Here is a 26,398-nt window from a genome sequence, read left to right as displayed (position 1 = left end):
CCCAGAAAGCAGACATGAGATTACGATTCCTATACCTACTGATTCTTCTGGCAACAGTATGTGCGCAACCCCTTGCAGCGCAGAAAAAAGAGATGAAGGAGGCTGATAAATACTTCAATAGCTTTGAGTATGCCCTGGCCCTCGATGCTTACAAAAAACTGATGGAGCGCAAAGAGCCAGACGTTTACTTGCTCGAGCGCATCGCGGATAGCTACCGCCTGATGAACAACAGCAAGGAGGCCGAGTTCTGGTATGCCCAGGCTACCGGTTTTGAAAATGTAACGCCAGCCAGTATTTACCATTATGCTGAAGCGGCTAAACGCAACGGTAACTACGAGAAAGCAAAAGAACTGTATACTACCTATGCCCGTCGTGTGCCGGAGCAGGCAGGTATGGCCATGAAGCTAGCCGCATCCTGTGATACTGCTATCTTCTGGACAAACAGACCGCTCTCTTACGAAATTGCAACTGAACAGAGTCTGAGTTCTGCCGGTGTTGACTTCAGCCCTATACTGCTGCCAAACGGAGATATGGTATTCGCATCGGACAGGTTGCAGGCAGAGGAAGGGAAGAAAAAAGAACGCTTCAACTGGACAGGGAATGGCTTCGTGCAACTTTACTATGCCAGCATGAAGAAAGACTCAAGCTGGAGCGAGCCAAGCCCACTCAGCAAGGAGATCAATACGGATTTTCACAATGGCCCAGCGTCTTTCCTGCCAAAGGAAAACACCCTTTACTTCACGCGTACCAACAGTGTGAAGCGTAGCCATGCCAAGGTAAATACCGACCCAACCAGTTGGGTGAACCGAGGAGATGGGAAAGGCACCGGCAACATTAATCGGCACGAGATATTTATGGCGCGTCGCAACGGCGATGAGTGGATGGACATAAAACCTTTCAAGTATAACAAGCCACAGGAGTACTCAGTTGGTCATCCGGCCATCACGCCAGACGGACAGGTCCTTTATTTTGTGTCGGATATGCCAGGAGGAGTTGGCGAAACAGATATTTACTACAGTGAGCGCCAGCCGGATGGCAGTTGGGGTGAACCCGTAAACGCAGGCGAAGTAATTAATACAAGTGGCCGCGAAAGCTTCCCAAGTATTGGTGCTGATGGCAAACTTTATTTCTCCTCTGACGGACATGTAGGCCTGGGTGGTCTTGACATATTCAAAGCAGAGGGAGAGCACGGCAAGTGGACTCGTGTGCAAAACCTAATGTACCCGCTTAACACATCACGCGATGACTTAGGTATAGTTGTAGACAGCACTGGAACCAAAGGCTGGTTGTCATCAGGTAGAACAAGCGAAACCGGCTACGACAACATTTACAAATTCCAGGAAGTGAACGTAGAATGTACGTTGGTCGGCCAAACCTACGAAACAGTAGATCAACCAGGTACACACATTAAGAAACGCGTGATGGTAGACAATGTACTGCTTCAGTTGTTTGAAGAAAACATGGGTACCATGGTGGAAACGCACTCTGATTCGACAGGTAACTTTAACTACAAAGTAGAGGCGGGTATGCAGTATACCATCCGCGGCAGTAAGAAAGGTTACCTGACCCAAACGATCCTCTTTACACCGGATTGCCGCTTCAGCATAGACTCGTTGTTGGTAGAGATGATCATGTACCGTGACACACCGAACGTACCGATCGTGCTGGAGAACATTTTCTACGACCTCGACAAGCATGATATCCGTCCGGATGCTGCTATAGAACTAGATAAGCTGGTGCGTATACTGAAGGCTAACCCGACTATCCGTATCGAGTTGAGCTCACATACCGATAGCCGCCAGACCCGCAAGTACAACCAGGATTTGTCAGAGCGAAGAGCACAGGCCGCAGTGGACTACATTGTGTCAAAAGGTATAGAGCGTCGTCGATTGGTTGCGAAAGGCTACGGAGAAACCAGGCTGCGTAACAAGTGCGCGGACTTTGTAGAATGTTCGGAGGAAGATCATCAGGTTAACCGACGCACTGAATTCAAGATCATTAGTAAGTAATAAATTAAGGTTAATGTAAAAGCCCCGGCATTCTAACGAGTGCCGGGGCTTTTTTTAAATAGCTATAAACCGAGGGCAGGTATAGCTACACCTAATAGTCAATAAACTATTGAGCTGACCAACCGCCATCTACAGGCAGCATGGCACCCGTTAGCTGCGCTGCCGCGTTAGAGGCAAGGTATAGCGCCAGATTGCCCAGCGCTTCTACCTCTACAAACTGCTTGATGGGCTGTTTCTTCAGCATCACCTTCTCTATCACATCCGATTCAGACATTCCATGCGCTACAGCCTGATCTGCTATTTGTGCTTCGACCAAGGGAGTGCGTACGTAGCCGGGGCAGATGGCATTGCAGGTAATACCGTGCGGCGCACCTTCCAGTGCCAGTACTTTGGTTATACCTGCCACCCCATGCTTGGCTGCCACATAGGCTACTTTATATTCTGAAGCCCGCAAAGCATGCGCCGAGGCGATGTTGATGATACGTCCAAATCCACGGGATTTCATGCCAGGCCAAACAGCCTTGGAGGCATGAAAAGTAGCCGACATATTGATGGCGATGATGGCATCCCAGCGGTCCTCTGGGAATTCATCTACTGGAGCCACATACTGTATACCTGCATTATTGATCAGCACATCAACATGCCCCAGTTGCTGTTCCGCCTGCTGCACCATCTCACGGATTTGGTTAGGGTGCTGCATGTTAGCGGAGGAGAAAACTACTTTCACATCGTGCTTCTGAGCCAGGTCGTTCGCTATATCCTGGCCATTCTTTTCCAGTCCGTTTAGCAGCAGGTTGTAGCCTTGCGCAGCGAACAGGCGTGCTATACCTAAGCCAATGCCGCTGGTGCCGCCTGTGATGATTGCATTTTTCATGGGTAATTCTTGAAATGGAATATTGCCTGTAAAAAAACAGAGCGCCCTTTAGGGGCGCCCTGTTCTCACCTTAATCTATCTACCTAACATCATTCGACTTTTTAGACAGGCCAGGAAGGTTGACCTTTAACTCTACAGAGTAGAGTCTGCCAATAAATGGAGATGCAACAAATTCTCTGACTTGTGCATCAAACACATTCGTAACTTGAGCTGAGGCTGTCAGGTAGCTATTGAACCTGTAGCCTGCACTTACATCGACGTTTGTAAAGCCACCTAATGGGCCGTAATTCCATGTCCTGCCGAAGCGGGCATTTTCTTTAAGGCCAAGGGCTTCGTCTGCGCTGGCGGCAACGTTTATACCTGAGAAGAAATCAAACTCCTGTACCCAGCGCGTAAAGATGGAGCCAAAGAACTTGTCTTTGCTGTAATTAGCGGCCAGGCTGAAGCGATTAGCCGGTGCATTGATGGACAGGTCCAACTGGTTTACTTTCCCATCTCTATTGCCATCGTTTTTCAAATCGTCTTTGTCGATTTTGTAACCAAAGTATGAGTAGTTGGCAACAAAGTTAAGGGCCTGCGTAGGAGCGAACGTCAATCCGAAATCTGCTCCGTAAGTGTCAACCTCACCGAAGTTAACATAGGTCAGTAAGAAGGCGGCACCAGCTTCCGGTGTGCCTGGCACTACCTCCGACATAGGAACATCACCACGTTGCGCAACCGTGCGGCCCTGTGTAGCAATGTTGATAGCTGGGCTCAGGAAGTTCTTGGAGCGGTTGTAATAAGCGTTTACATCAAGGAAGAACATATCAGAGAGCTTACCCTTGTAACCAGTTTCCAGTGTGTTGATAGACTCTACCACCAGTTTGTCTATCTTAGTTCCGTCGCTCAAGGTATAGCCTTGGCCGTTACCGATCAGCAAGCCTCCGAACAGGTACCCTTCCAGGTTAAGAATAGTTGGTGCTGCAATGCCCTTGCCATAGGTGAGGCGAATGGCATGGTCATTCTGTGACCAAACCAGTGCAGCTTTTGGGATAAAGTTGAAGCCGTAAAACTCATGGTTATCGGCGCGGCCTGCAACAAGTGCCTTAAAGCCTCCCCCAAGCTGTCTTTCTATTTGTCCATAGAAACCAAGCTGATCGACTACGATGGCACCATCACGATCAAAAAGATAGGTGTTGCGGCTGTTGGCGATATCGCGCTGGTACTGGCTGCCTACTATAAAATCAAAGCCACCGTAGCTGTTGTTATATTGCAGTTCTCCATTCCAACGACGTGAAGCGTCTTTGAACACAGCACCACGAGGCAATGCCACTCCGGCTTGTGGCGATGTGCCAAACCACTGCTCGGTATACGATCTGCTACGAGCCTCTTCTTCGCCAAAACCCGCATTTTTAAAGCTCAGGTAGTTCTGAGTGCGTTGGTTAATGGCATAGGTTTCGTCTGTATTACTCCAGGTGTGATATACCTGAGCAAAAACACGAGGCGACACATAGCGGGTGTGGAGATAGTGTACCTGCCAGTCTTTGATCTGATTGCGGCCGGCATTGGTTTGAGCCAGGTTATTAGAGTTGCTGCCACCATACGATACAATAATATCTGAGGCATTGTTTACGCTGTAATACATGGCAGCTTCACCACGCATTGTATTAAATCTCCTGTCCAGATCAATTTCTGTTGCCCGTTGCGTGGCGCCGAAGTAAACGGTGTCATCATAGGCAAAGTCAAGGCCTCTGGTATACTCGCCAGTTACCTTAAACGCTACCTTAGGGCTTACTATCTGTGCGTGTCTGAAGCGACCTGAAAACACTTCTTGGTTACCGGCTCCGAGTGCCAGGGTGGTTCCTTCGGAGCGGCGGGGGTCTTTGGTAATGGTATTCACTAAACCGTTGTGGGCGTTAGGGCCGTAAAGGGCAGCTGCCGGTCCAAGCACTACCTCTATGCGCTCAATGTCTTCTTTGACAACAGTACCCAGCGGTCCGAGCGGCAGTCCGGTGGCAATAAGTGTCGACAGGCGTGCATCGTTCATCTGAAGGTTCTTCGGATTAAAAGCGCTATTGAGACCTCGCACGTTGATACCAGTGCCGAGCACACCCGTGCGGATAAACTCTACCCCTTTCTGACGGGCAAGCAACTCACCCACGTTAAAAGATGGCAGTTCTGCGATTTCGCGCGATGAAATAAGGCTGATAGTGGCAGGTGCCTCCGTAAGTTTTTCCGGACGGCGTGATGCTGTTACCACAATCTCCTCACCGATCATGTTCGTTGTGGTCATCCTCACAGTACCAATGTCTGCGGTGCCTCCGGAGGTAACTGTTACTGACTGTTGCGGTAAGGAATAGCCTACATAAGATATGCGCAGGTTATAGGAGCCAGCAGGCACATCCATAATACTGAACTCACCGGCAGCATTCGTAGAGGCGCCCTTCGTCGTGCCTTCGAGCAGGATGGTGGCGCCCATCAGGGGTTCCCCGGTATCGGCTCCGAGCACGCGGCCCTTGACACTGCCGCTTTGGGCCAGTGCCACCTGTGTCACTGCAAGGAGTGCGAACAGGAGTGTGTAAATTTTTTTCATGGCAATGTAAGTTAGATGTTTAAGGTTATCGTTTTAGTGCTGTTTCAGAAAATCCCGGATCGCTTTGTTAAATGCATTGGCTTGCTCGTATTGCAGGAAATGGCCTGCCTCTTGCAGCATCACTAACTGGCTGTTGGGAATGCGGTCGCGGCCGGTTTCGGCTACGGACCGGGTGGTCAGGTTTGGGTTGAGGTAGCGGTTAGGTATAAGGGCGTCCTGCGCCCCGAAGATGATCAGCGTGGGCACCTGTACCTGTGGTAACTGCTCGTACACTGGCTCGTCCACCATTGCGGCCACACTGCCCGCCACAGCTGTGCTGTAAGCGCCGAACTCAGCTGACTCTGCCATTTTGAGGCGGTCGTTGATCATGTACTGCACATCAGCAGGCATCTGGTGAAAGTTCACTTTGAAGTTGGCCATTACTTGCTCCGGTGTGGTTTTCTGCACACTCTCCGGTGTCACGGTCATCTTGAAGAGCTGTTTCTGTTGCTCCGTGAAAGTCTCTATACCTGCAGGCGCGGCCAGCACCAGGTGCTTGATGCGCTGCGGTTGTTTCAGGGCAGCGGTGATGGCAATCTGTCCGCCCATGGAGTGGCCGACCAGCGTGGCTTGATTTAGTTGAAGCGCGTCCATCAAGGCTAATATATCATCGGCATAAGTTGCCATGCCTGCTGTTATACCTGTTTTGTCGGACTTACCATAGCCGGGCAGGTCGATGGCAATGCAACGGTAGTGCTGGCTGAGCTCGGCTACGTTCTTGTCCCAGGCTGGCAGGTAGCTGCCTAATCCGTGAATGAAGATAAGCGTCTCAGGGCCTTTACCTTCATCGGTATAAGCGATTCGGGTGCTATTGGGCAGCGTCACTTTTTTAACTGCATACCTGTAGCTAAGCCCTTCGAACACAGGGTCGGCCGCTGGAGCTACCGCAGCCGCTGAGGTGCTGGCAGTCGCTTGTGTGCTGGCTGTTGCCATGCCATCGGTGTTGTCTATACCTGTTGAGGCTGCTGCTGGCTGTGCTGACTGGCAGGCGGTATGCAGGTATAGCAAGCCAAGCGCGGCTAGTGCAAGCTTAGTTTTTGAGTTCACTTTCATAAGTAGGTGCTGTTAGAAGTGAAGGTTCTTCAGTTACTGGTTCTAAGGCAGGCTTTCGGAACACATAGTAAAAGATAAGGCCCACCGCCACGGATGCCAGTATGGCCAGTGCGGCGGCTATACCTGGGTTGCGCACGGGCGCCTGCATGTAGGTAGTGAGTCCTCCGTAGTAGACTCCAAAGTGCACAATGACTGACGTAAGAGAAGCCGCCACTGGTGCAATGAGCGGGACACGCTTCAGGAACATACCAAACAACACGGGCACAAAAGCTGCTGAGAAGTAAGCGTATACCCCGTTCTGTGCGAAGATGCCCACGCTCAGATTCGGGTTCAGCAGTTGGTCAAAAGTCAGCCAGATGGTAACGGCCGCTAATACTACTATGACAAGTCGGTTGATACTAACTCCTTTTGCTGATACCCTTTCTCCAAAGATTGGCGTGAGGATATCAGAAGTAATGGTGATAGAGAGTGATTGGATAAGACCCTCTAAAGTAGAGAGCCCTGCTGAGATCAGACCGAGCACCAGCAACAGCCCCACGTACACTGGAAACTCACGCACCACATAAGCCGACATGATGCCATCCACGGGCAGCGGCTGTCCGTTTACCGTCAGGTCCGGGAAGGAAAGACGGGCGTAGAGGCCAGCGAATACAACCAGAAAGAAGAGTGCTTCGGCCAACACGCCTGTCAGCAGGTATAGGTTCACGTCTTTTTCGTTCTTGAGCAGTAGGGACTTGGTGATGATGTGCGGTTGGCAAACGATGGCCACACCGATGATCATCTGGCAGAAAATGATTTCGAAATTATCGCGGAAAAGGAAACTTTGTGGGTTGGTTGGAGAAGCCAACAATGGGTCAATGGCTGCCAGCTTATCCAGAAAGCCGTGCACACCGTCGCTGAAATGCTGATAGCCGGAGCCTAAAAGTATAAAGGCCACAATCAACATAAGTGTCGCCTGAATCATGTTGGTGTAGACCATGGAGTTGGCGCCTCCGAACATCATATAACCAAACACAAACACCACAATACCCACGCATACATGCAGTTCATTGAGGTTAAGCACGCTGGCCAATACTTTAGTGAGGCCCACGCAGATCAACACAATAAAGGTGATCAGTAAGAGCGACAGGAAAGCGAAGAACATGGCATAGCCGCGACTTTTGTAAACCAGTCCCATCCACTGGGCCATGGTCTGTGCCTTTACGGCCGAACCCATTTTGCGAAAACCCTTGGTAAGGACTACCAGCGACGCCAGTGCCGCCAAAGGTAAAGCGATAGCCATGGAGATAACGCCGCTTATACCGTAGAGCGCCACAAAGCCCGGGTTGATGATGAAAGTAGCGGCACTCGTCATCGAGGCAGCAAGTGCCAAACCGACCGCAACCGGCGAGAAGGCCACATTGCCGAGGGCATAATCAGAGATGGAGCGTATGCGCAACGCACCCCGTATCACAAAAAACAGGATAATGCCTGCGTAGGCGAGTACAAGTACCCAACCAGCTGTCACAAGCTCCGATGATGCCAGACTATTCATGTGCGAATGGTATTATTGCTAAAGAATTCTTGAATAATTTAGCTAATAATAAACATTAACAGAAGCCTATACTTGCCAAACGGGAATAATTTGAGGTGAAATCGGTAAGGGGCAAGGTGGGTTTTAATTGAGTGATTGAGTGGGTTGGCGAATGAGTGAGTTTGTGGATGAGTGAATTATTAAATTGCCGATTGCTGGTTGTTGATGGTTTATTGAGTGACTGATCACTGTCAAGTTGTTTGTGCACGATTCGGACAGGTCGCGACCTGTCCCTACAAATCCTCTACCACCCAACTTTTTACTTTTCTAACTCACAAAATTTGCAGCCGGTTCAGCAAGGCCTCGCGGTGGGTGTTGCCGATGGGGATTTGCTTGCCGCCGATCAGGATGTTGTTGTCTTCGATGGCCTCGATGGCGGTGAGCTGCACAATATAGGAGCGGTGCACACGCATAAACTGATTGGCAGGCAGACGTTGCTCCAGGTTTTTGAGACTCTGGCTCACTAAATGCAGGTGCATGCGGGTCTTGATGTTGCAGTAGATGTCCTGCGCTTCAGCCCAGACGATGTCTTCGAGCATGACCTTCTCTAGTCGGTTGCGCACCTTCACAAACAGGGCGTCGTGCACTAAGAAATTATCGGCTTCCACTGTATCGGTAGGCTGGGCAGGTATAGCCGATGCTTGGTCCGGTTGCAACTGGCGGGTTCCGGCATTATGTATGGCCAGTTCGATGCTGCTTTGCAAGGTGCGGGCATCGAAAGGTTTTACCAAATAGGCATGCGGATTCGTTTGCTTGGCGCGGTCGATGGTTTCCTTATCCGAGAAAGCCGTCATGAAAATGAAAGGCACTTTTGTAGCCTTGGCTAGCATAGCAGCTGTTTCGATGCCATCGAGCTTACCGTCGAGTGTGATATCAAGAATGATTAAGTCTGGCTGATGCTGGTGCACCTGCAAGAGCAATTCTTCACCTGAACTTACTGCCTGACACACTTCATATCCCATCGACTCGAGTGAGAGCGACAAGTTCTGGGCAATCACCACATCATCTTCTGCAATCATTAACTTCAGGCGAGCCATAGGTAGGGTATAAGTGAATTAGGTCAGGTACGTCAGCTAAATATAGCAAAATGATTCTATAGGCAAAATGCTCCACTTCCGGAAGTATAGTGTAATCGAGATTATTTTGTAAATTGACGTATGCACCTGCTCCGCTATACCTATTGTTTGCCGCACCTGTTTAGGGTGGTTATCCTGCTACTTTTCCTGGTGGCAACGGTGCAGTCTAATGCTCAGGCTCCCGATACAGTGGATGTGGCGAGTTCAGAACAACTGGTGGCTGAAGTGCTGCAGGTATACCATGACCCGAGCGCCAAACTGAAAGTGGATCAACTGGAGGATCGGTCTTTTGTGACAAACAATCCCGATGCTGTGCTAGAACCGGGTAAAACGGTGCATTGGGTGCGGGTGGTGTTGCGAAACCCGACCAGCCGTGAGCTAACACGCCTGCTTTACGCCGGCGACTGGAGTCACCTGGAGCTCTATCAGAAAACCGACACAGGCTATACCTTGAAGCGCACCGGCCAGCTCCTGCCCATCGAAGCGCGTGATGTTCCCTCTTACAAACCTTATATCCGGCTGGAGTTGCTTCCCAACAGTACCACGACCCTATACCTGCGTCTGCAGGGCGACATCAACCTTTATAAGCCACAGGCGCTGCGGCTGCAATTACTGACCACGGACAAAGTGGAAGCCGCCAATCGCAGCAGGCTTTTTGTGCAGGGTATTTTCATTGGCATCATCCTCGTGATGACGCTCTATAATTTGGTGCTCTTCGCCTCGGTGCGCGACCGCAGTTACTTATATTATGTATTAGCGCTGCTCGGCACGGGACTGTACTTCATGTTCTACCACGGCTTCGCCATCGAGCTGCTCTGGCCGAACGCCCCACTCTGGAATGCGCACAGCTTCCCGTTCATCGTCACCTTCAACGGCCTGTTCCGGGTGCTCTTCACGCGGCACTACCTCAACACCCAGCGCACCATGCCGCTTTGGGACAAGGCACTTACGCTACTGGCCCTGCTTTACATTCTGCCGGTAGGGATGGGACTGCTGTCTTACTTCACATCGCTGGACCTGCTGCAGGCCTGCGTGAGCCTGATCGGTATGATCGGCGGACTGGTGCTGGTGGCGATGGTGCTCACAAGTATACAGTCGCTGCGCCAAGGGTACAGACCGGCACTCTACTTCCTGATCGCCAATATATTCTTTGTGGTAGGCGCTCTGCTGTTTATCCTCAAAGAGAATCATTTAGTGCCTGATACCATCGTAACCGTATATGCGGCGCAAGTAGGTATGGTAGCGCAGGTGGTGCTGTTCTCGCTCGGTTTGGCCTATAGGCTGAACACTGTGACGAGTGAACTCAATGCCAAAGTGCTCGAGAAGGAGCGACTGGAGCGCGAGAAAGAAACAGAGCGCAAACTGCTGATCGAGCAACAGAAAAACGAACTCGAGGCAATGGTTGCCAACCGTACCGCGGCGCTCCGCCATCGTACGCAAGAGCTGAAGGACACGGTGCGCAAACTCAAGGCGTCGGAGCACAAACTGCGTCGGCTCAATTATTTCAAGGATCGCTTCTTCTCCATTATCTCGCACGACATCCGCACGCCATTGGCTACGCTAGAGTCTTTTCTGAACATATTGGTCAACTTCTCGGATAAGATGAAGCCCGACCAGATGCAGAAGCTGGCTACGCATACGCAGGTGTCGGTGCGCAACCTGCAGGCCCTGCTTGAGAACCTGCTGCAGTGGTCGACGGCCCAAACGGCCTCGGGGCACCATGTGCGCTTTGAGCCGGAAGTGCTGGCGGTAGGTGAATTGATTAACCGAAATGTGACCCTGCTCAAAGACACCGCCGACACCAAACAGATCAGTTGGCAGGTTAAGGTCCCAGCTTTGTTGCAGGTTCGTGCGGATGCCCACATGCTCGACTTTGTGATTCGAAATCTGCTGCACAACGCCATTAAATTCTCGTATCCGGGTGGTCTTATTCAGGTATCCGCTGTGGAAAGCTCCGGCAATATGGCAACTATCGCTGTGACCGATCAAGGGACAGGTATAAGCCCCGACGTACTGGCCACGCTCTTTAAACAGGAGACTCCTGCTATGGCGACCAAAGGCACCGTGAATGAGAAGGGCACCGGCCTGGGCCTGCTGCTTTGCCGCGATTTTGTGGAGCGACATGGTGGTAAGATTCAGGTAGAAACCGAGCTGGGGCAGGGCAGTCGGTTCTATTTTACTGTACCACTGGTTATACCTGAACAGTTTACCGATAAACAACTGCAACTGGAAGGCGAGATTTGCTGAACACGTCTATAACTGAAACCGACGTTTGCATGCCGTTAAAATATGGCTTGAGGGGCTATGGCTGCCAAAATTTATACCTATCGTCTGTTTAAGCATAGAGGCTCATGTTGTTAATAGAAACATCAGGTAGCTTAAGGTAGGAGGCGCTTACAAGCTAGTATTGCAAAAGCGGACAAGTTACACAGGTGCTATAATGAGCATGGGTATAGACAGTCGGTTTGTCATAAGCAGTTCACCACGAAAATCTGCGCTTACACCTGGAGCCCGTCCTGTTTGACCATACCTCACCTCCTGCCTTTCAGAATTTTCCTTTAGATTTAGGCATCATTCCTTCAACCTAAACAGACTACGCCATGAGACATCGCCTACCCGACGGATTGGAAATGCACTATGAACTGCACGGAAACGCTGACGCTTCGCAAGCGATGGTATTTCTGAACGGACTCTCGCAGTCAACCGCAGCTTGGGCTGGGCTGGTACATAATTTGGGCAAAAAATACCAGTTGGTGCTGGTGGATTTAGTGTTTCAGGGGCAGTCGGATGAAGCGCCGGAGCACCGCAGTTTTGAGGACCATGCCGCTGACCTGGCTGATTTACTCAAGGCTTTAGAGCTGCCCAGCGAGACAATATTGGTTGGCATATCTTACGGCGGTGCGGTGGCGCAACGTTTCTTGGTCAATCATCCGGAGCTGGTGCAGCGGGGGGTGCTGCTTTCTACTTTCCCTTACAAGGACGCTTATTTCGACTCGATCGGGGCCAGCTGGAAGCAGGCTTTGTTGGCAGGTGGTTACCCGCTCATGCTCGACGTGATGTTGCCTTTTGTGCTGGGTCGTAGCTATTTCCTCAACCCGATCATCACCATAGAGAATCTCAAGAACAGCAAAACAAGCCAAAGCCCGACTCCGGAGCGACTGCTCAAACTGGTGCGCGCCACGGAAGAGAGCGGCAACTACCTCGAAGAATTAAAGAAAGTGCAGCTGCCGGTACTGGTGGTACATGGTCAGGAAGACATGCTCTGCACCTCGGAGATGGGCCGCGCTATGTATCAGTCCTTGCCGAACGCCGAGTTGGAGATTCTCCCTAACGTGGGCCATACACTCAACCTCGAGTGTATACCTGACCTGATTCAGCTGCTCGATACTTTTGCGGCGAAGGCTTTACCGGTCGAGAAATAAATAGCCAATACGGCCTGTAGCAACATACATCATACAAGACCCATCGTCCAGAAGAGAGGTTATAACTTCTCCTCCAGCCACAAAAACCCGCTGCTCAGTACAAATAGTAAGAAAAACCAGATCACTGGAGCCTGCTCTTCTGCATAGGCCGTCGAGCTTGCTGTTTGCTTTCGCTGCTGCTGTGTGGCAAACTGTAGTGTGGCCTCTCGTTTCGCTTGTATGCCCTGATGTGTCCATGCGGCACTGTCCTGCACCAGAAAATAAAACGGCTCCACCCCCTGCGACTCTACCACATGCCAGCCAGTACGCTGCGGCCAGAAAGTGCCTTCGTATACCTCTGGCTGGTGAACGCCTTGTTGCATCGCTATACCTGTTAGCGTCGTGTCAGCTATGCTCCGCACAGTGGCTTTAGGAACGTCACTAGGATTGTCTAAGGTATAATCGGTGAGCTTCAAGGTGACAGGCTGGTGCAGCTGTGGAATCTGCGGTTTTGCCAGTTGCCAGAACTTCTCCTGCACCTCCCGTTTGGCTACCGACGAAAGCAAATGCGCCCAGTAGCTGGCGTAGGTGTTTTGTTTGCCTTCGAGCTGCCAACTGAAAGTTTGCGGCACCACGGTCATGGCTACGGTTCCCCAACCTGCTTTTCTGCCAGCTGCCAACAGATTGTTGCTTTGCTCTTCTATCAGCCCTGACACGGCCTCGCTGTTTACCAAAGTATAAGGCAGTGCAGGTATAGCGGCGGCTGTTGAGTTGGTTATCCAGTTGGCCCGAGCCGTGCGGGTATCTTGTTGCGATAGTCGTTTGCTTTGGAAATTGGTGAAGAAGGCCGTATTGCGATTGCCCAGCTGTTCGCCCGCGATGGTTAGCACGCCCAACCCGTCTTCAGTTACGGCTCGTTGCAGGGCAGCACGCTCCGTGCTGCTAAGCTCCTGCAAGGCCTGCGGTTCAGTGATGACGACATCAAACTGCTGGAGCAATTTAGGTGTAATGCGACTCAGGTCGGTCTGCGGCATGTTCAGCCATTCGCTTTGGTGCATTCCTTTGCTGACCGTGCTGCGAAGGGCAACTTTGTGTTGCAGCTGCCCAAGGTGGTTTTTCAGGAACTTGAACTCGAACAGCGGAAATGATGAAACCAACAATACAGCCGGCTTACTGGCAGGGTTTACCTGCACTGGCACCTGGCCCAGCGTGTCAGCAGTGTTGCCTGATCGGGTAATCAAGGTATAGGTATAGCGGCCTTCCTGCTTCGGGGTATAGCGCAATTGGAAGGTATGGCTTCCGGACTCCTTCAAAGCAATAGAGTCCTGTGTTTGTCCGGCGGCCTGCAGGTAGAGGGTGGTTTGCTCCGCGGATGGCAAAGTATATTGTCCGGCTACTGTCAATGGTTCTCCCAGCGAAAGGCTTTCTGGCCACGTGATGGAAGCTATACCTGCAGGTATGCCGAATAGGTGCGGTATGAGGGTTGTGTTTTGCAGTGCTTGCAGCTCTTGTTCTGCTAAGCCATAGCCCAGCACATGCACCGTCTGTACCTGTAATTGCTCTTGCCGGAAGGTATACAGGTCAGATATAATAACTGATTTTGGCGCCTCCGTTTTATAGGTATAGACCAGTGGCATTGGCTCCAGTTTCTGTAACAGCGCATTGAGAGAGTCAGGCTCGTAACCCTCGGTCAGTAGGATTGCCGTACCTGGGTCGAGTGCCCGCTGGTAGGTTGGTGGGAAAAGTAACAACACCAAACTTATACCTGCCACTGCACTGGCCAACAGTCGCCATACCAGCCGCCTGGGGTCGAGCTTGCGCCACGCCAGCCAGCCGAGTAAGAGCACGGCTATAGTAGCGAAGAGGTATGGCAGGTATGGAGGTGCGGTGAGCATTTGTCTGAATCAGGATTTACAGGATTTAAAGATTTGCAGGATTGATAATGTTGGGGGTTGATTGATGAGTTATAATTGTTGATTGCTGGTTGTTTGTAACTACCCTCGCTCACGTCCCGCGAGTGTGAGTTATCTGGTGGCGTCCCGCCACATGTGTCGAGGGGCACAAAACAAAAGCGGCCAGAGTCCCCAATAGCTCACACTCGCGGGACGCGAGCGAGGGCTTGGGATAGGACCTAAGGTCTATATACCTCAGAAAGAGCAAATCAAATACTACAGTCATAACTTTCTAATTCTAAACTCCACAACTCTTCAACTCCCAAACTCTTAATCTCCCAAACTCTCTAAATACCTCTTTGCTAACTTACTCCGCGTTGTACCCTGCTTCTGTGGCGAAGGGGCGACGGGCGGCAACAACTCGTACCATGCTCGTTCAACCGTCATCAGGCAATTGCTACACAGCGACCGATTGGCGTTTATGTCAGCAATAAGGGTGCGGAGGTCCTGCATGGCGCGGAGGTAGCGACCGGGCTTGGACAGTGCTTCCTGCGCTAATTCCTGCCCAGCCCGCTCCAACAGCGCTACATCAGACTGTCTATACCTGCCACTCTGTTTTTGCCGTTCGAGCCACTGCAATGCCTCACGGGTATGCGGTAGCTTGGTCTCGGTTTCTATGGTGCGACGCTCTGTCGGGGCTTTAATTTTGCTCAGGTCTCCTGTCAGGCGCTTCTCAGGCTCCTTGAGCGGGGGCGGATCAAAGCCGGTTTTGGCAGCATAGGCGCGGGTGCTTTGCTGCACTTCCTTGAGCATGCGCAGCGCTTTGTATTCGTAAGGCAATGCCTCTTTCGGGCGATGGGTACGCAGCCGCAGCTCGGCTTCCCACATCTGGGCCAGTGCGCCTTTCAACTTGGCTTTTACTGCTGGCTCAAAAAAGGTGGCCGCTTCCTCCTGGTCATGCTTGTGGAGGTAAGGATCAAGTAAGGCTTCTACGCTGGTCTGGTCTTCGAACTCGGGGTGATCGTGGCCGTCGCCTGCGAAATGTTCTTCTTCGTGGCCTTCTTCACCTTCAGGTATACCGCCGCCCGGCCCTATGCCTGACTCAAACTCCTCGCCCAGAAATTTGCCATAGCGGAGTCGCAAAAGCTTCTGGTCCACGCCCAGGTTATTGCCACGCTCTTCAAACACAGCCCTGCTCAGCGACTTTTGCTCTTTGATCAACTTTTCGGTATCGATGATAATTTGGCGCTGGCTTCGGAAATACTCGGGCACGGGATTCACACCCATGGTCAGGTCATCCATGCTCTCCACGATGGTCGTGTCCTCAATCTGCACAAAGTACGTCTCGGAGCGGGTATAGCCGCGGTGATTGTCCCAAGCCTGCACATAGAAGTAAAGCTCGTCGCCGTAGCTCATACCCAGCTTTTGCAGGTCTATGGTCTTGTTTACGCTGAAGTTGCGGCGCTGCCCGCTAAAGCCCAAGCTTATTTTCTCTTCCCTGAATTTCACAGCCTCGCCGGAGCCTTTGGCCACGGTGGCAATCATATTGGCGTCGCGCAGGCCATAGTCGTCGGATAGCTCTGCCCGAATGGTCACGCGCTGCGGGTCGCCGAACAGAATCTCGGTGTACTGTTCTGGCTTTGCGATTTGGATAACAGGTGCTTCGTCCGGTATGATTTCCAAGGTATAGTAGGCCGACTTTTGTCCGTTGAGGGTAATGTGGTAAAGCGCAGGCTCCGTAAACGCCTGCGACAAGGTATAGCTTCCGTTTTGGGAGTTGAGCGGGATGGGCTTTCCTTCGTTGAGCACTAGTTGCAAAGAGCGGGCTGGGCGGTTGGTCGTAATGCGCCAACGCACGGTAGCCCCTTGCTCCACCCGTAGGTTAGGTTGTTCCGCTTGGTAGGCTTTGCGCCCCGTATAGGCAGGCGGTGTAACCGTGATATCGATTTTCTGGATAGAAACGGCCGTGTCGGCGACTGCTGCGGGCGTGTCGGGAAACTCGAGCTGCAAGGGAGCGGCCGTAGTGGCGTCGGCAATAGAAGCGGTTGGCAGCGCGGCTATACCTGCTGCCACGAGCACGGCTATACCTAGGGCTAAGTACGTTGGCTTTTTATGAAGATGGAATACCGACTGCTTTTCAGGTATAGCGCTTTGCAACTGACTCGCTACCCGCTGCTGCTGCAGTCGTTCCAGCAAGTTGAGCTCAGACGAAGGACGTAGCAAGAGCCCGGTACTCTCTTCGAGTCGCGAATAGGTGCGGTTGAGATGGCGGGCTACTTGCTGCAGGTCGGTTTGTTGTACGTCGCGCCACGCCCAGAACAAGTAGAACCCAGCACCCAGTATCAACAAAAGGGCCATACCTGCCAGCAAAGGGACTTCCCATTGCCACTTACACAGGATAGCCGCTCCCACTAAGGCCGCCGCCAGTGCCTGCAAGGTATACAGCCAGACCTTCGCCCGGATATAATCCCGGCGGATATGCTGTAAGGTATGTAGACTTTCCTGCGCTGACATTAGGCGGTTTTTCGTTTACTGGTAATCAATCGCTCTGCTAAAAATAACAGAAATGCGAACAGTACCAGCCAAGGAATCAGGCTATACTGTTGTTTTTCCTCTTTGCCTTGGCTGCTGACAGTCTGCACCACGGCTGGCTTGAGTTGCGTTTCATCCAAAGCACGGGCGTCATAGTGGCTGGCAGCTGGCTGTGGCAGAAGCAAAGGCAGTAAGATCTCCGGCAACTGGGCGCTCTGACCCAACTGGCTCCAAGCCGGTCCAAACCCACTTCTGAAATGATATAACTTGCCCATGCCTAGCCGCTGTACAAAAAGCAAAGGCTCCCCAGCTGTTGTCTGCCACACTGCGCGTGCTTCGCTGGAAGCTATACCTGTTGTTTCCGGTAAGTGCACGCTGTTCGCTATACCTGCCGACAGCTGGTGAACTTTGATCTTCTCTATACCTGCTGAAGCCAAGTGCACGGAGGTGGCTGTTGGTTCCGAGCCTGACTGCACCCACAGATTGGCACCGTTTTTCTGTACCTGTTCCAGCCAAGTATTCGGCACTTCATCAGCGCTCAGCCAAAAAAGCCACGTGGCAGAAGTGTCGGGTTGAGCACTTGCAGGTGCCTGACGAGTCTCAATAGGTATGCCTGTGTAGCGACTAATCGCCTGCACGGCCGCCTGCAGATACCGCACCTCTGATTGCTGAGCCTCATCATGGGCTATACCTACCTGAAGTGGGCCTTGATGAATCAGGACTTTCTGTGAAATATCGTCATTGCGCTTTACAACCAGACTATCACCTTGCACGGTAAGCTGCATCTGACTGCCATTCAAACGTGCCGTTTGATTTCTACCTGCTACACGTGCTTGACTATACTTGGTGCCGTCGCGGCTGCTTTGGCCTGTGATAAGCAAGAGACTGTCTGGACTCAAGGTATAAGCGGCCTGTACCCAGTTTATCGTGCTTTCCACTGCTACGGGCACCCAACGGATGTTCTCCTGCAAAGGGGCTGGCGCACCTGTAAAATGCCTTTGCTGGTCGGAGGTGAAGAGCCAGACGCTATCCTGCGCTTGGTCATATTGTTGAGCCAGCGCGGGCAGCAAACCCCAGTGGTTGCCGCTGCTCACAACAGAGTCAGTCGGGTTGCTGCTCAGCGTTTGCCATTCCTCGATAGGTATAGCCTCAAAGGCAGAGTTATACCTATGCAGGGTATAGCCACGCTGCAACAGGGCGTCTACGGTTGGTTTGATGTTACGGAGGGCGGTACTATACAACAGTTCAGGGCTGATGAACACAGCCTTTCTGGCAGGCTGCGCCGTGGGGGCACCTTCCCAAACTGGTTTGGCCAAGGCTGCAGCCAGTAGTATCAGTATAAAGCAACGCAGCACTAATAGCCACACATCGCTCAACTTAATACTACTCCAGCGCCTGCTCGCCGACGGCTCAAGCCAGCGCAGACTTCCTATCTTCACAGTCTTCCCCTGCCGCCTGTTCCACAGGTGGATCGCAATCGGGACCAGTATCGCCGACGCTGCAAAAAGCCAATATGGGGAGAGGAAAGTCAAGTGAGTTTAAGAGTTTAGGAATTTAAGAGTTTAGGAATGATGCACTATACCTGCTCTGGTTAAGATGTTGAAGGTAACTGTGGTGGTTTCTCCTTCGAAAGCCTCCCGGATTTGCTTTTCGACCAACTGCACCGGGTTGTGGCCTTGCTGCTTTTCGTAGTGTTTCACAGCCGACCAAGTGTTCAGGTAACCGATCAGGTCGTCGGGTGTCCAGGTATAGCTGCTGCTGTAGTTGGGCATTTCAAGCTCTTGAAAAGGAAACGGTATGGTGCGGTAGCCTTCGTCGAGGTAATTGCGCTCCGGGTCCCAGTAGCCGTCGAGCACTTCGCTATAGAAGTATCGAATTACTTTGTCCAGTTGTGGATGCGTGTTAAGCAGGCCATATCCGATCACAGCGATCAGGCCGTTGGGCTTGAGTACCCGTTTTACTTCCTGATAAAAACGATTGAAATCAAACCAGTGCACAGCCTGTGCCACCACAACCAGATCCACGGCATGATCTGGGAGTGACGCCTGCTCGGCCTGCTCTACTCTGTAGCGGATGTTGGGCAGCTGCACGGCATTCTTCAACTGGTTCTCGCTGATGTCAGTCGCAACCACCTGGTCAAAAAGCGAGGCAAGCATACCGGCTACCTGGCCGTTGCCAGTCGCACAGTCCCAGGCCAGTTGCTGCGCTGGCGCCATACCTGCTAGTTGGGCAATTAGCTCACGCGGATAGGTGGGCCTAAACCTGGCGTAGTCAGCGGCGTGTCCGGAAAAGTTATCTTTCATCCTTTTTAACATTGACTAAATCACTCATTCGCTCAATCTCCCGCTAACTCAACACCAGCCTGTTTTTCAAAAATGCCCGCAAGGCTTTGTCCAGTGGCTCGTCGGTGACGAAGCGGTCATAGGCAATCTGGCGGTTGCGCATGGATTTTTCGGTTTGCTGAAGCCAGTCCTGCAGCTTAGCCAGGTATGTTTTACGTTGCTCGGCCGTGCCTACCTGCATGGTCTGGCCTGTTTCCAGGTCCTCGAACGTAAGTGTGCCCTCAAACTTAAAATCCAGTTCGTTGCTGCTCATCAGATGGCACAAAAGCAACTCGTGCCGCTGTGCGCCCAGTTTGTAAAGCAAGTCTGTTATTTCATGCTCGTGCTCGTAGAGGTCGGTCACAAACACGGTCAGTTCTTTCTGGCGGCGGTCCGAAAACAGGTTGGCGGCTGTTTCGGCATCAGGGAACCGTCCGGTGGGTTTGATCTCAGCTAGCTGGTGCCAGAAGCGCTGCAGGTGCATGTTGTCGCTGCGGGGTGTCAGGTTGATCAGCTGCTGCTCATGTAGTACATACAGCCCCACGGCATCACCTTGTGTAGTCGCCAAGTAAGCGAGAGATGCCACCAAAAAACGGGCATAGTCCATCTTGGTCAAGCCATTCTCGTCCTCGTGTGCCATCGAAGCGCTGCCATCTACTATAAAGCGAACGGTGATGTTGGTATCTACTTCGGCTTCCCGGATGTAGTAGCGGTCGGAGCGGGCAAACATCTTCCAGTCGAGCTGGCGCAGGTCGTCGCCAGGCTGGTAGCTGCGGTACTGGCTGAACTCCAGTCCGGCTCCTCGCCTGATGCTCTGGTTCTGGCCGCTCAGAAATCCTTCCACTACCGTTTTAGCCAGTAGCGGCAGATCTTTGATTGTGGCCAGCACTTTCGGATCGATGAACTTATGCCCTGTTTGTGACATGCCGTAATACTTTAAACCAAACTCTGGCGTAGTTTCAGATCAACCAGTTCTGCCTCGATCGTAGCTTCATCCAGTATGATATCCAGGCCACCAACCAACTCTTCACGCACTTTCAGCATGTATTTCTGGGTATCAGTGTACAGGACGATGGCCGCATCATAGTAAATGTGCTCATCAAACTCCTGATTCCAGTCCTGGTATACCTCGATCATCAGCACGGGGGTTGATAATATCCGTATCTCGGAGTGCTGACCCGACTGCAGGAGTTTCTCACAGCGTAGTGGCGTTCTGCTTTCCCCTATCTCAAATTCATAGAACGTGGTAGAAGAGCGCGATGTCAGCTTATAGTCGGCACTGACGTTGATAAAGCGCTGGTCCTGCTTGTTTTTGGTCAGACCAATGGCAAACTCAGGCGCCCAGTAGGTGACTTTGCCGCCTGTAGCCTGTACTTTTATGTTATCAGTAAAGAAATAACAGATTCTCTCCCCTACAATCCTTTTCAGGAGTTGCGTACCCGCGTCCGTCAGCTTTATGTTCTCTATTTCTTCCATCTGTTTTCAGTTTCTGTTTGCCATGTCGATCTGCAGTGCACCTGCTAATTTGCTACGAGCGACTTCACTCGTAGAGCAACCTATACCAGTACCGTTTGGGGTAGCTTGATATGCTGCAATAATTCTTCTACCACCCTGTCCGGTGTGATGCGCTCCGCCTCGGCCGTAAAGTTGACCAGTATACGGTGACGCAGCACCGGAAAAGCCATCGTCTGCACGTCAGCGGCCGTTACGGCGAAGCGACCCTGCAGCAAGGCCCTGGCCTTGGAGGTGAGAATAAGTGCCTGTCCTGCCCGTGGACCTGCTCCCCAGCGCACGTAGCTTTTAATATGGTCACTCGACGTTGTGTCTGGGCGTGTAGCCCGTACCAGTTGATTGACATAAGTCAGCAAATCGTCGCTGATGCTCACTTCACGTACCAGTTGGCGCAGTTGCAGTACCTCCTCGCCCGAAATGGCCGGGTGTACCTGTGCCTGCCGCGTGCCGGTAGTACTGGTAAGTATGTTCAGCTCCTCCAGCTCCGTCGGGTATTTTATTTTGATGTAGAGCAGGAAGCGGTCTAGCTGCGCCTCAGGCAGCGGGTAAGTACCGGCCTGTTCGATTGGGTTTTGGGTGGCGAGCAGGAAAAAGGGCTTGGGTAAGGTATAGGTCGTGCCCGCGTAGGTTACCTCATACTCTTGCATGGCCTCCAGCAGTGCCGCCTGCGTTTTGGGTGGTGTGCGGTTGATCTCATCTGCCAGCACAATGTTAGCGAAGATCGGCCCTTCATTGAACTTGAAGAAGCGCTTGCCCGTGGCATGGTCCTCTTCCAGCACCTCGGTACCGAGTATGTCAGTCGGCATCAGGTCCGGGGTAAACTGAATACGGCGAAAGCTCAGATCCATGGCGTTGGATAAGGTGCGTACCAGCAAAGTCTTCGCCAGACCCGGCACGCCCTCCAGCAAGCCATGGCCACCGGCCAAAAGCGTAATCAGCACCTCGTCGAGCACTTCCTCCTGGCCCACGATCACTTTCTGTATCTCCTGTTTGAGCTGCGGCAGCTTGCTGAGGAGTTGGTTTATATCTTGTTCAGTCATTATCGTTTATAGTGTTTCACCTGCGAGCTCCAGGGCTTTCTCCAGAAACTCGTCGCGACCCTCACGCACACCTTTTATAGTCTTCTCCACATACACATTTGGCAGAATGCCGACGCCATGCAGTTGTGAACCGTCGTGTTTCTGTACTTTCATACCTGTCCATGATATTCTATAGCCTCCTGGCAGGGAAAAAGGGTTAACATTCCCGTTGGTGCCTGCCGTTGGTTGACCCACGATGGTAGCTAGTTTGTAGTGCTCAATAAAACTCATGTAGCTTTCTGCATAGCTAATGGCCTGCCCATCGATCAGGAAAATAACTTTGGCTGTCAGACGTGGTGTCTTTGGTCGTAATCCCCAGCTCGATTTTCTATACCCTGCTATATTTTCCTGGTTAGGGTAGATGATGTGCGGGGTTTGCATCCACTGCGACGAGGTGTCTTTGACTGGCAGTAGGTAGTTTATAAAGTCGTGGTTGCTGTTTGGGTAACCCCTCAAGTCGCAGATAATGGTTTTGCTTTGCTGCAGTGTCGGCATCACAGCCTGAATCTCTTTCATGGAAGCCTTGCCAATGTTTACATATGTCACGCCGTTTCCTATTGACCTGATACTCTCTGCCGTAGGTATAGCGGCACGTACCTGACTGTAGGAGAAAGTTCTTTTGAGTTGCAAGTCAGCTGTAGAGTTGTCCGCTTTCAATACGCTTATGTTCATGACAGATTCATGCTCGCCCAGCAGTGATTCTGATCTCGCCCTGTGGTCGAGCCAGCCTTTGGTGGCAGCCGAAATGTGCTGGTGTATCTGCTCGAAGTAAGCTTCAGGTGTGTCACCATCAATATTAGTTACAATGTCACCTTTGGCAAGCGGTAAGGAAGGATCGTATACTTGCGTTATAACAAGCTTATTCTCTACCCATTCCCAGGCGATCGGCAATAGATGCGTGGCTTTGCTCTCAGGGGAAGTTACCCATATATGACCATCCTTCAGTTTGGCGGTGAGTAATTGCAGTGTTTTCTGGAACTCAGCTGCTGTCTGGTCAGAGTAGGCACTTGCAAGTGCTTCGCGCAGGTCCTGTTTCCAGTCAGTTTTCGCGATGTCAAAGTATGGGTAGAAGTGCTGAAATACATTCCAGGTGATGGCAATATTTCCCAGTCGGGTATAGCGGTTCTCACCGTTCAAATCAATGGCAGGTATAGCAGCCAGTTCGTTCTGAAGTTTCGCTAGCGCCTCTTTGTCAGCAGCTGGGTATGTCTGGGTATTGGTGCCATAAAGAGCCAGCGGGACCAATGCCTTTAGACCACCGCCCAGACTCTGAGCTGTGTGCTCGCCTGGCTTGGGATATGCTGTAAAGAGTTGCGTAGGCTTTTTCTCTTTCAAAACAGAGGCCTCTTCGCTTTTAATGGACAGCCATTTGTCATCCTGGTTGTTTTGCTGAATTGTAAAGAGATAACCATTGCCGGGCTTCCAGCTTAAGCCGCTGCTGAGCGATTTGTCAGCTATACCAGGCTTTTCGCCTGTAAACTGCTCGTTGTACACCTCTTTCCAGGTGCCATTCTCATTTATCTTGAGACTGATATCATCGACCCATACCTCTCCCTCGCCTACTAAGTAGGCACCAACTACTATTTTGTCAGCACCAGCATCTACTTTGCCTTTTATTTCATAGGTGGCCCACTGGTCCGATTTTATGGGGCGGCTTCCCATATTTTCAAAAAAACCTGTAGACTTGTTTGTCTTATCTACCCGTACCCATAAGTGGCCCGTTCCAGCGCCAGAAACCCGTTTCACTTTTCCTGTAAATAGGAACTCCTTGCCCTGGTACTCAGAAGCCGCTATCGGTTTCATGATCGGCCCGTGCTGGGCGGAAGAAGCTTTGTATACCTCAGGTCTATTCAGTCGGACACTTTTGTATGGGCTGTTTTTATCACCCTGCCCCATACCTTGATGCTGCCAGGCAATTGTTTTATACTTCTTCAGTTTAGATGGGGTAATAGCAGCCACGTCGAATTTCACTTCCTCATTCTCCAGGTATACCTTGACTGTTGGGGCGATGGGTTGGAACAGGGCGGTGAGTGTCGCTTTCAGCTCCTCCGGGTTTTTGCAGCTCTCTACCTGCTTGCTACCGTAGATGGCAAAGCGGTCCCAATCAATAGCAGCGGCTTCATCGCTTGGGTGGAAGTAGCGAACGTAGCCATACAGTTGGGTGAAGGCCGCAGCATTTTCAATTTTCCTGTCCTGCTGACCATAGGCCTGACCGAAAGCAAATACCAGTAGGAGGAAGAAAAGCGCTTTTTGTTTCATAGAGTTTTATTTTGTTTAGTATATATTAGGTTTTACTAATATACTAACTCGTCAAGGCGTACATTATTATATTCACGCCAAACTTGGTATTGTCCTCTGCCAGCCAGCGCTTGTTTCTGAAATCGTAGTCCCACTCGCAGCCGTAATCTTTGTTGCTATAGAGCACACCTATTCTGCCATTTACTTCAACTGCTTTCAGGTAGTCATGCACCAGGTCGTCGCCCCAGCCATTGAGCTCAAATGAAGTCGTCGGCGGACCATCCTCAAAGGTGAAGAAACTGCGGTAGATCTTGTGATTATTCGGTATCTTCTTCAGCGCACTCTGCCCGAAGATCTGCTTCATCTGCTCCTCAAAAGACCGTGCGAAAAGCCCGTCAATGTCGTGGTTGCAGTCGTCCACAAACACAAAACCGCCGTTACGCACATAGGTCTCGAAATTCTGCCGTTCCTTCTGGTTGAACTGCACCAGCCGGTGGCCGCTTAGGTAGCTGAAGGGATAGTTGAAGAGCTCGGCACTGTCTAAGGGAATAATTTTCTCCTGCTCGTTCACCTTGACCGTGGTATACTCGATGAGCGAATGCAACAGATTGCTCGGCATACGTGGGTCGGTATCCCAGTTGCCGGAGCGGTATTGCAGTCGGACGAAGGTGAAAGGTTGCACAGAGAAAAAGAGTAGGTTTTAAACTAACTGTCATCTCAACGACGTGAGGGATCTGTAGCAAATAAAGTTTTCAGATCTCTCCTATCGTCGAGATGACAGGAAATAAGTATTTACAATATCAGGTGATTATACCGCGTCAGACAAGCTGGTGAAGGTGAAATCACGGATTTTCATCGGCGGCACCAGGTTGCCATTGATGCGCTGCGGACGTCCCAAGGCCTCCAGGTTATTGAGCATGATGATCGGACTTTCGTTGAAGCGGAAGTTCTTCACCGGGTACTGGATCTTGCCGTTCTCGATATAGAAGGTACCGTCACGGGTAAGGCCGGTGTAGAGCAGTGTCTGTGGGTCAACAGAGCGGATGTACCATAGGCGCGTCACCAAAATGCCGCGTTTGGTACTCTTGATCATGTCTTCCAGCGTCTGGTTGCCGCCTTCCATCACTACGCCGCCCGGATTCGGCACCGACTTGGCACCAGTTTTTTCAGCCCAGAAACGGGAGTTGTACAGGTTCTTGATCACCCCTTTTTCGATCCAGGTTGTTTTCTCACGAGGACGGCCATCGCCGGCAAACGGAGCAGACGGAATTTCAGGGTGTACCGGATCAGAATAAACGGTGATGCGCTCGTCCACCAGTTTCTCGCCTAGTTTGGTTTTGCCACCAGGCTTGCTCAGGAAGCTACGGCCTTCTTCGGCGTTACGCTGATCCATGTTGCCGAACATGTTGCGCAAAAGGTCAATGGAAGCAGCCGGTTCTAATATTACAGTGTATTTGCCCGGCTCTAAGGCTTTGGCGTTACGCGAATTTACGGCTTTGCTGGCTGCAATCTGTGAGGCGCTGGCCGTGTCGAGTTTGCTCACGTCGCTGAAGTCCTGCGTCACGTAACCGGAACCTGTGCCATCTTCTGTACGCATGGTCACCGAAAAATCCACTGAAGTAGAAGGATGGTAAGCGAACAGGCCTTTGGAGTTGAGTCGCGCCATAAAGCTGGTCGAGTGCTCCAGGAAGCCTGCTGCGGTTAAGCCTTTGTCGGCGGCTGCCTTAATACTCTTAGCGGCTGCGTCGGCACGGTAAGCAGGGTTTATCTTAGCAGTAGAGTCAAAGTGCGCTTTGGTCGTGACATACTTTTGAGGACCCAGCATGGGCATATACTCCGGGCTCTCCGGTGCAATGCGTGCGATCTCCTCGGCACGACGTATTACTTTCTCCAGAGAAGCATCGTCAAATTCATTGATCGTTGCCACACCGGATCGTTTGCCAAAGCGCGACTCCACCGACATAGCCACGTTCTCTTCGGCTCCGCTGGTAGACACTTCGTTACGGGCGTAGCGGATATTACCGCCATTGTAGCCGCTCAGTGTGACCTCACACTCATCGGCTTTTGAGTAAGCCAGCGCTTTTTTCAGCAAAGCCTCTGCTTGTTCTCTTGTATATATTGCCATCTTATCTTTTAGTTAAGTTTATGAGCCGAGAGTTAAAAGTTGATATGCTGGTCAGGTATAAGCTATACCTGTCATTCAGGCTTATCCTGAGCAAGAGTCCAA

At 51.5% G+C, this 26,398-nt stretch carries 18 protein-coding genes; 3 read left to right on the top strand and 15 right to left on the bottom strand.

Going from position 1 to position 26,398, the window contains the following annotated elements:
• The first annotated feature begins 14 nt into the window (after positions 1–14).
• Positions 15–2,009, top strand: coding sequence for an OmpA family protein (locus tag AC5FX6_RS18660; RefSeq protein WP_493598480.1), 1,995 nt, complete (start codon positions 15–17; stop codon positions 2,007–2,009).
• Between the two features lie 106 nt (positions 2,010–2,115).
• On the opposite strand, the gene AC5FX6_RS18655 is transcribed toward AC5FX6_RS18660, so the two are convergent.
• The 5 genes from AC5FX6_RS18655 to AC5FX6_RS18635 all read right to left on the bottom strand — a co-directional run bounded on the left by AC5FX6_RS18655 (position 2,116) and on the right by AC5FX6_RS18635 (position 9,157).
• Positions 2,116–2,883, bottom strand: a complete 768-nt coding sequence (locus AC5FX6_RS18655) for a 3-hydroxybutyrate dehydrogenase (protein WP_493598479.1) — start codon at positions 2,881–2,883, stop codon at positions 2,116–2,118.
• Positions 2,884–2,962: 79 nt separating this feature from the next.
• On the bottom strand, positions 2,963–5,455 hold the full coding sequence (locus AC5FX6_RS18650) for a TonB-dependent receptor (RefSeq protein WP_493598478.1): 2,493 nt from the start codon (positions 5,453–5,455) through the stop codon (positions 2,963–2,965).
• 33 nt (positions 5,456–5,488) lie between these two features.
• Positions 5,489–6,547 (bottom strand): alpha/beta fold hydrolase, encoded by a 1,059-nt coding sequence (locus AC5FX6_RS18645; RefSeq protein WP_493598477.1) that lies wholly within the window; start codon positions 6,545–6,547, stop codon positions 5,489–5,491.
• Positions 6,525–8,081 carry a sodium:solute symporter family transporter gene (locus AC5FX6_RS18640; protein ID WP_493598476.1) on the bottom strand — a complete coding sequence of 519 codons (1,557 nt, stop codon included), beginning with the start codon at positions 8,079–8,081 and terminating at the stop codon, positions 6,525–6,527. Before AC5FX6_RS18640 ends, AC5FX6_RS18645 begins: the two co-directional genes overlap by 23 nt.
• Before the next feature lie 311 nt (positions 8,082–8,392).
• Complete coding sequence (locus AC5FX6_RS18635; protein WP_493598475.1) at positions 8,393–9,157, bottom strand: LytR/AlgR family response regulator transcription factor; 765 nt, start codon at positions 9,155–9,157, stop codon at positions 8,393–8,395.
• Positions 9,158–9,277: 120 nt separating this feature from the next.
• On the opposite strand from AC5FX6_RS18635, the gene AC5FX6_RS18630 reads away from it, so the two are divergent.
• A complete protein-coding gene (locus tag AC5FX6_RS18630; RefSeq protein WP_493598474.1) occupies positions 9,278–11,443 on the top strand; it encodes a sensor histidine kinase in 2,166 nt (721 codons plus the stop codon).
• Between the two features lie 353 nt (positions 11,444–11,796).
• Positions 11,797–12,618, top strand: a complete 822-nt coding sequence (locus tag AC5FX6_RS18625; RefSeq protein ID WP_493598473.1) for an alpha/beta fold hydrolase — start codon at positions 11,797–11,799, stop codon at positions 12,616–12,618.
• Between the two features lie 59 nt (positions 12,619–12,677).
• On the opposite strand, the gene AC5FX6_RS18620 is transcribed toward AC5FX6_RS18625, so the two are convergent.
• From AC5FX6_RS18620 to AC5FX6_RS18575, 10 genes are all read right to left on the bottom strand, one after another.
• Positions 12,678–14,492 carry a hypothetical protein gene (locus AC5FX6_RS18620; protein WP_493598472.1) on the bottom strand — a complete coding sequence of 605 codons (1,815 nt, stop codon included), beginning with the start codon at positions 14,490–14,492 and terminating at the stop codon, positions 12,678–12,680.
• A 327-nt stretch (positions 14,493–14,819) separates the two neighbouring features.
• Positions 14,820–17,003, bottom strand: a complete 2,184-nt coding sequence (locus AC5FX6_RS18615) for a hypothetical protein (RefSeq protein ID WP_493598471.1) — start codon at positions 17,001–17,003, stop codon at positions 14,820–14,822.
• A complete protein-coding gene (locus tag AC5FX6_RS18610; RefSeq protein WP_493598470.1) occupies positions 17,003–18,553 on the bottom strand; it encodes a BatA domain-containing protein in 1,551 nt (516 codons plus the stop codon). The genes AC5FX6_RS18615 and AC5FX6_RS18610 overlap by 1 nt, the downstream gene beginning before the upstream one ends.
• Before the next feature lie 30 nt (positions 18,554–18,583).
• Entirely contained in the window at positions 18,584–19,324 is a 741-nt protein-coding gene (locus AC5FX6_RS18605) for a class I SAM-dependent methyltransferase (RefSeq protein ID WP_493598469.1), read from the bottom strand.
• Between the two features lie 43 nt (positions 19,325–19,367).
• Positions 19,368–20,267, bottom strand: coding sequence for a DUF58 domain-containing protein (locus tag AC5FX6_RS18600; protein ID WP_493598468.1), 900 nt, complete (start codon positions 20,265–20,267; stop codon positions 19,368–19,370).
• Positions 20,268–20,278: 11 nt separating this feature from the next.
• The gene (locus AC5FX6_RS18595; protein WP_493598467.1) at positions 20,279–20,818 is read right to left on the bottom strand and encodes a hypothetical protein; all 540 of its coding nucleotides are present in this window, start codon (positions 20,816–20,818) and stop codon (positions 20,279–20,281) included.
• An 80-nt stretch (positions 20,819–20,898) separates the two neighbouring features.
• Positions 20,899–21,894 carry an AAA family ATPase gene (locus AC5FX6_RS18590; protein WP_493598466.1) on the bottom strand — a complete coding sequence of 332 codons (996 nt, stop codon included), beginning with the start codon at positions 21,892–21,894 and terminating at the stop codon, positions 20,899–20,901.
• A 6-nt stretch (positions 21,895–21,900) separates the two neighbouring features.
• Positions 21,901–24,192 carry a S41 family peptidase gene (locus tag AC5FX6_RS18585; protein ID WP_493598465.1) on the bottom strand — a complete coding sequence of 764 codons (2,292 nt, stop codon included), beginning with the start codon at positions 24,190–24,192 and terminating at the stop codon, positions 21,901–21,903.
• A 43-nt stretch (positions 24,193–24,235) separates the two neighbouring features.
• Positions 24,236–24,853, bottom strand: coding sequence for a DUF4159 domain-containing protein (locus AC5FX6_RS18580; RefSeq protein ID WP_493598464.1), 618 nt, complete (start codon positions 24,851–24,853; stop codon positions 24,236–24,238).
• A 126-nt stretch (positions 24,854–24,979) separates the two neighbouring features.
• A complete protein-coding gene (locus AC5FX6_RS18575) occupies positions 24,980–26,296 on the bottom strand; it encodes a TldD/PmbA family protein (protein WP_493598463.1) in 1,317 nt (438 codons plus the stop codon).
• Between the last annotated feature and the right edge of the window lie 102 nt (positions 26,297–26,398).

The sequence above is a fragment of the Pontibacter sp. LHS2 genome, from assembly GCF_058932845.1.
Note: the sequence above shows the minus strand (reverse complement) of the source record. Positions and strands in the feature narration are given on the sequence as shown.

Bases quoted from the DNA above. Each gene is read 5' to 3' on its own strand.
- AC5FX6_RS18660 (WP_493598480.1), top strand. From the start codon at position 15: ATGAGATTACGATTCCTATACCTACTGATTCTTCTGGCAACAGTATGT.
- AC5FX6_RS18655 (WP_493598479.1), bottom strand. From the start codon at position 2,883: ATGAAAAATGCAATCATCACAGGCGGCACCAGCGGCATTGGCTTAGGT.
- AC5FX6_RS18650 (WP_493598478.1), bottom strand. From the start codon at position 5,455: ATGAAAAAAATTTACACACTCCTGTTCGCACTCCTTGCAGTGACACAG.
- AC5FX6_RS18645 (WP_493598477.1), bottom strand. From the start codon at position 6,547: ATGAAAGTGAACTCAAAAACTAAGCTTGCACTAGCCGCGCTTGGCTTG.
- AC5FX6_RS18640 (WP_493598476.1), bottom strand. From the start codon at position 8,081: ATGAATAGTCTGGCATCATCGGAGCTTGTGACAGCTGGTTGGGTACTT.
- AC5FX6_RS18635 (WP_493598475.1), bottom strand. From the start codon at position 9,157: ATGGCTCGCCTGAAGTTAATGATTGCAGAAGATGATGTGGTGATTGCC.
- AC5FX6_RS18630 (WP_493598474.1), top strand. From the start codon at position 9,278: ATGCACCTGCTCCGCTATACCTATTGTTTGCCGCACCTGTTTAGGGTG.
- AC5FX6_RS18625 (WP_493598473.1), top strand. From the start codon at position 11,797: ATGAGACATCGCCTACCCGACGGATTGGAAATGCACTATGAACTGCAC.
- AC5FX6_RS18620 (WP_493598472.1), bottom strand. From the start codon at position 14,492: ATGCTCACCGCACCTCCATACCTGCCATACCTCTTCGCTACTATAGCC.
- AC5FX6_RS18615 (WP_493598471.1), bottom strand. From the start codon at position 17,003: ATGTCAGCGCAGGAAAGTCTACATACCTTACAGCATATCCGCCGGGAT.
- AC5FX6_RS18605 (WP_493598469.1), bottom strand. From the start codon at position 19,324: ATGAAAGATAACTTTTCCGGACACGCCGCTGACTACGCCAGGTTTAGG.
- AC5FX6_RS18600 (WP_493598468.1), bottom strand. From the start codon at position 20,267: ATGTCACAAACAGGGCATAAGTTCATCGATCCGAAAGTGCTGGCCACA.
- AC5FX6_RS18595 (WP_493598467.1), bottom strand. From the start codon at position 20,818: ATGGAAGAAATAGAGAACATAAAGCTGACGGACGCGGGTACGCAACTC.
- AC5FX6_RS18590 (WP_493598466.1), bottom strand. From the start codon at position 21,894: ATGACTGAACAAGATATAAACCAACTCCTCAGCAAGCTGCCGCAGCTC.
- AC5FX6_RS18585 (WP_493598465.1), bottom strand. From the start codon at position 24,192: ATGAAACAAAAAGCGCTTTTCTTCCTCCTACTGGTATTTGCTTTCGGT.
- AC5FX6_RS18575 (WP_493598463.1), bottom strand. From the start codon at position 26,296: ATGGCAATATATACAAGAGAACAAGCAGAGGCTTTGCTGAAAAAAGCG.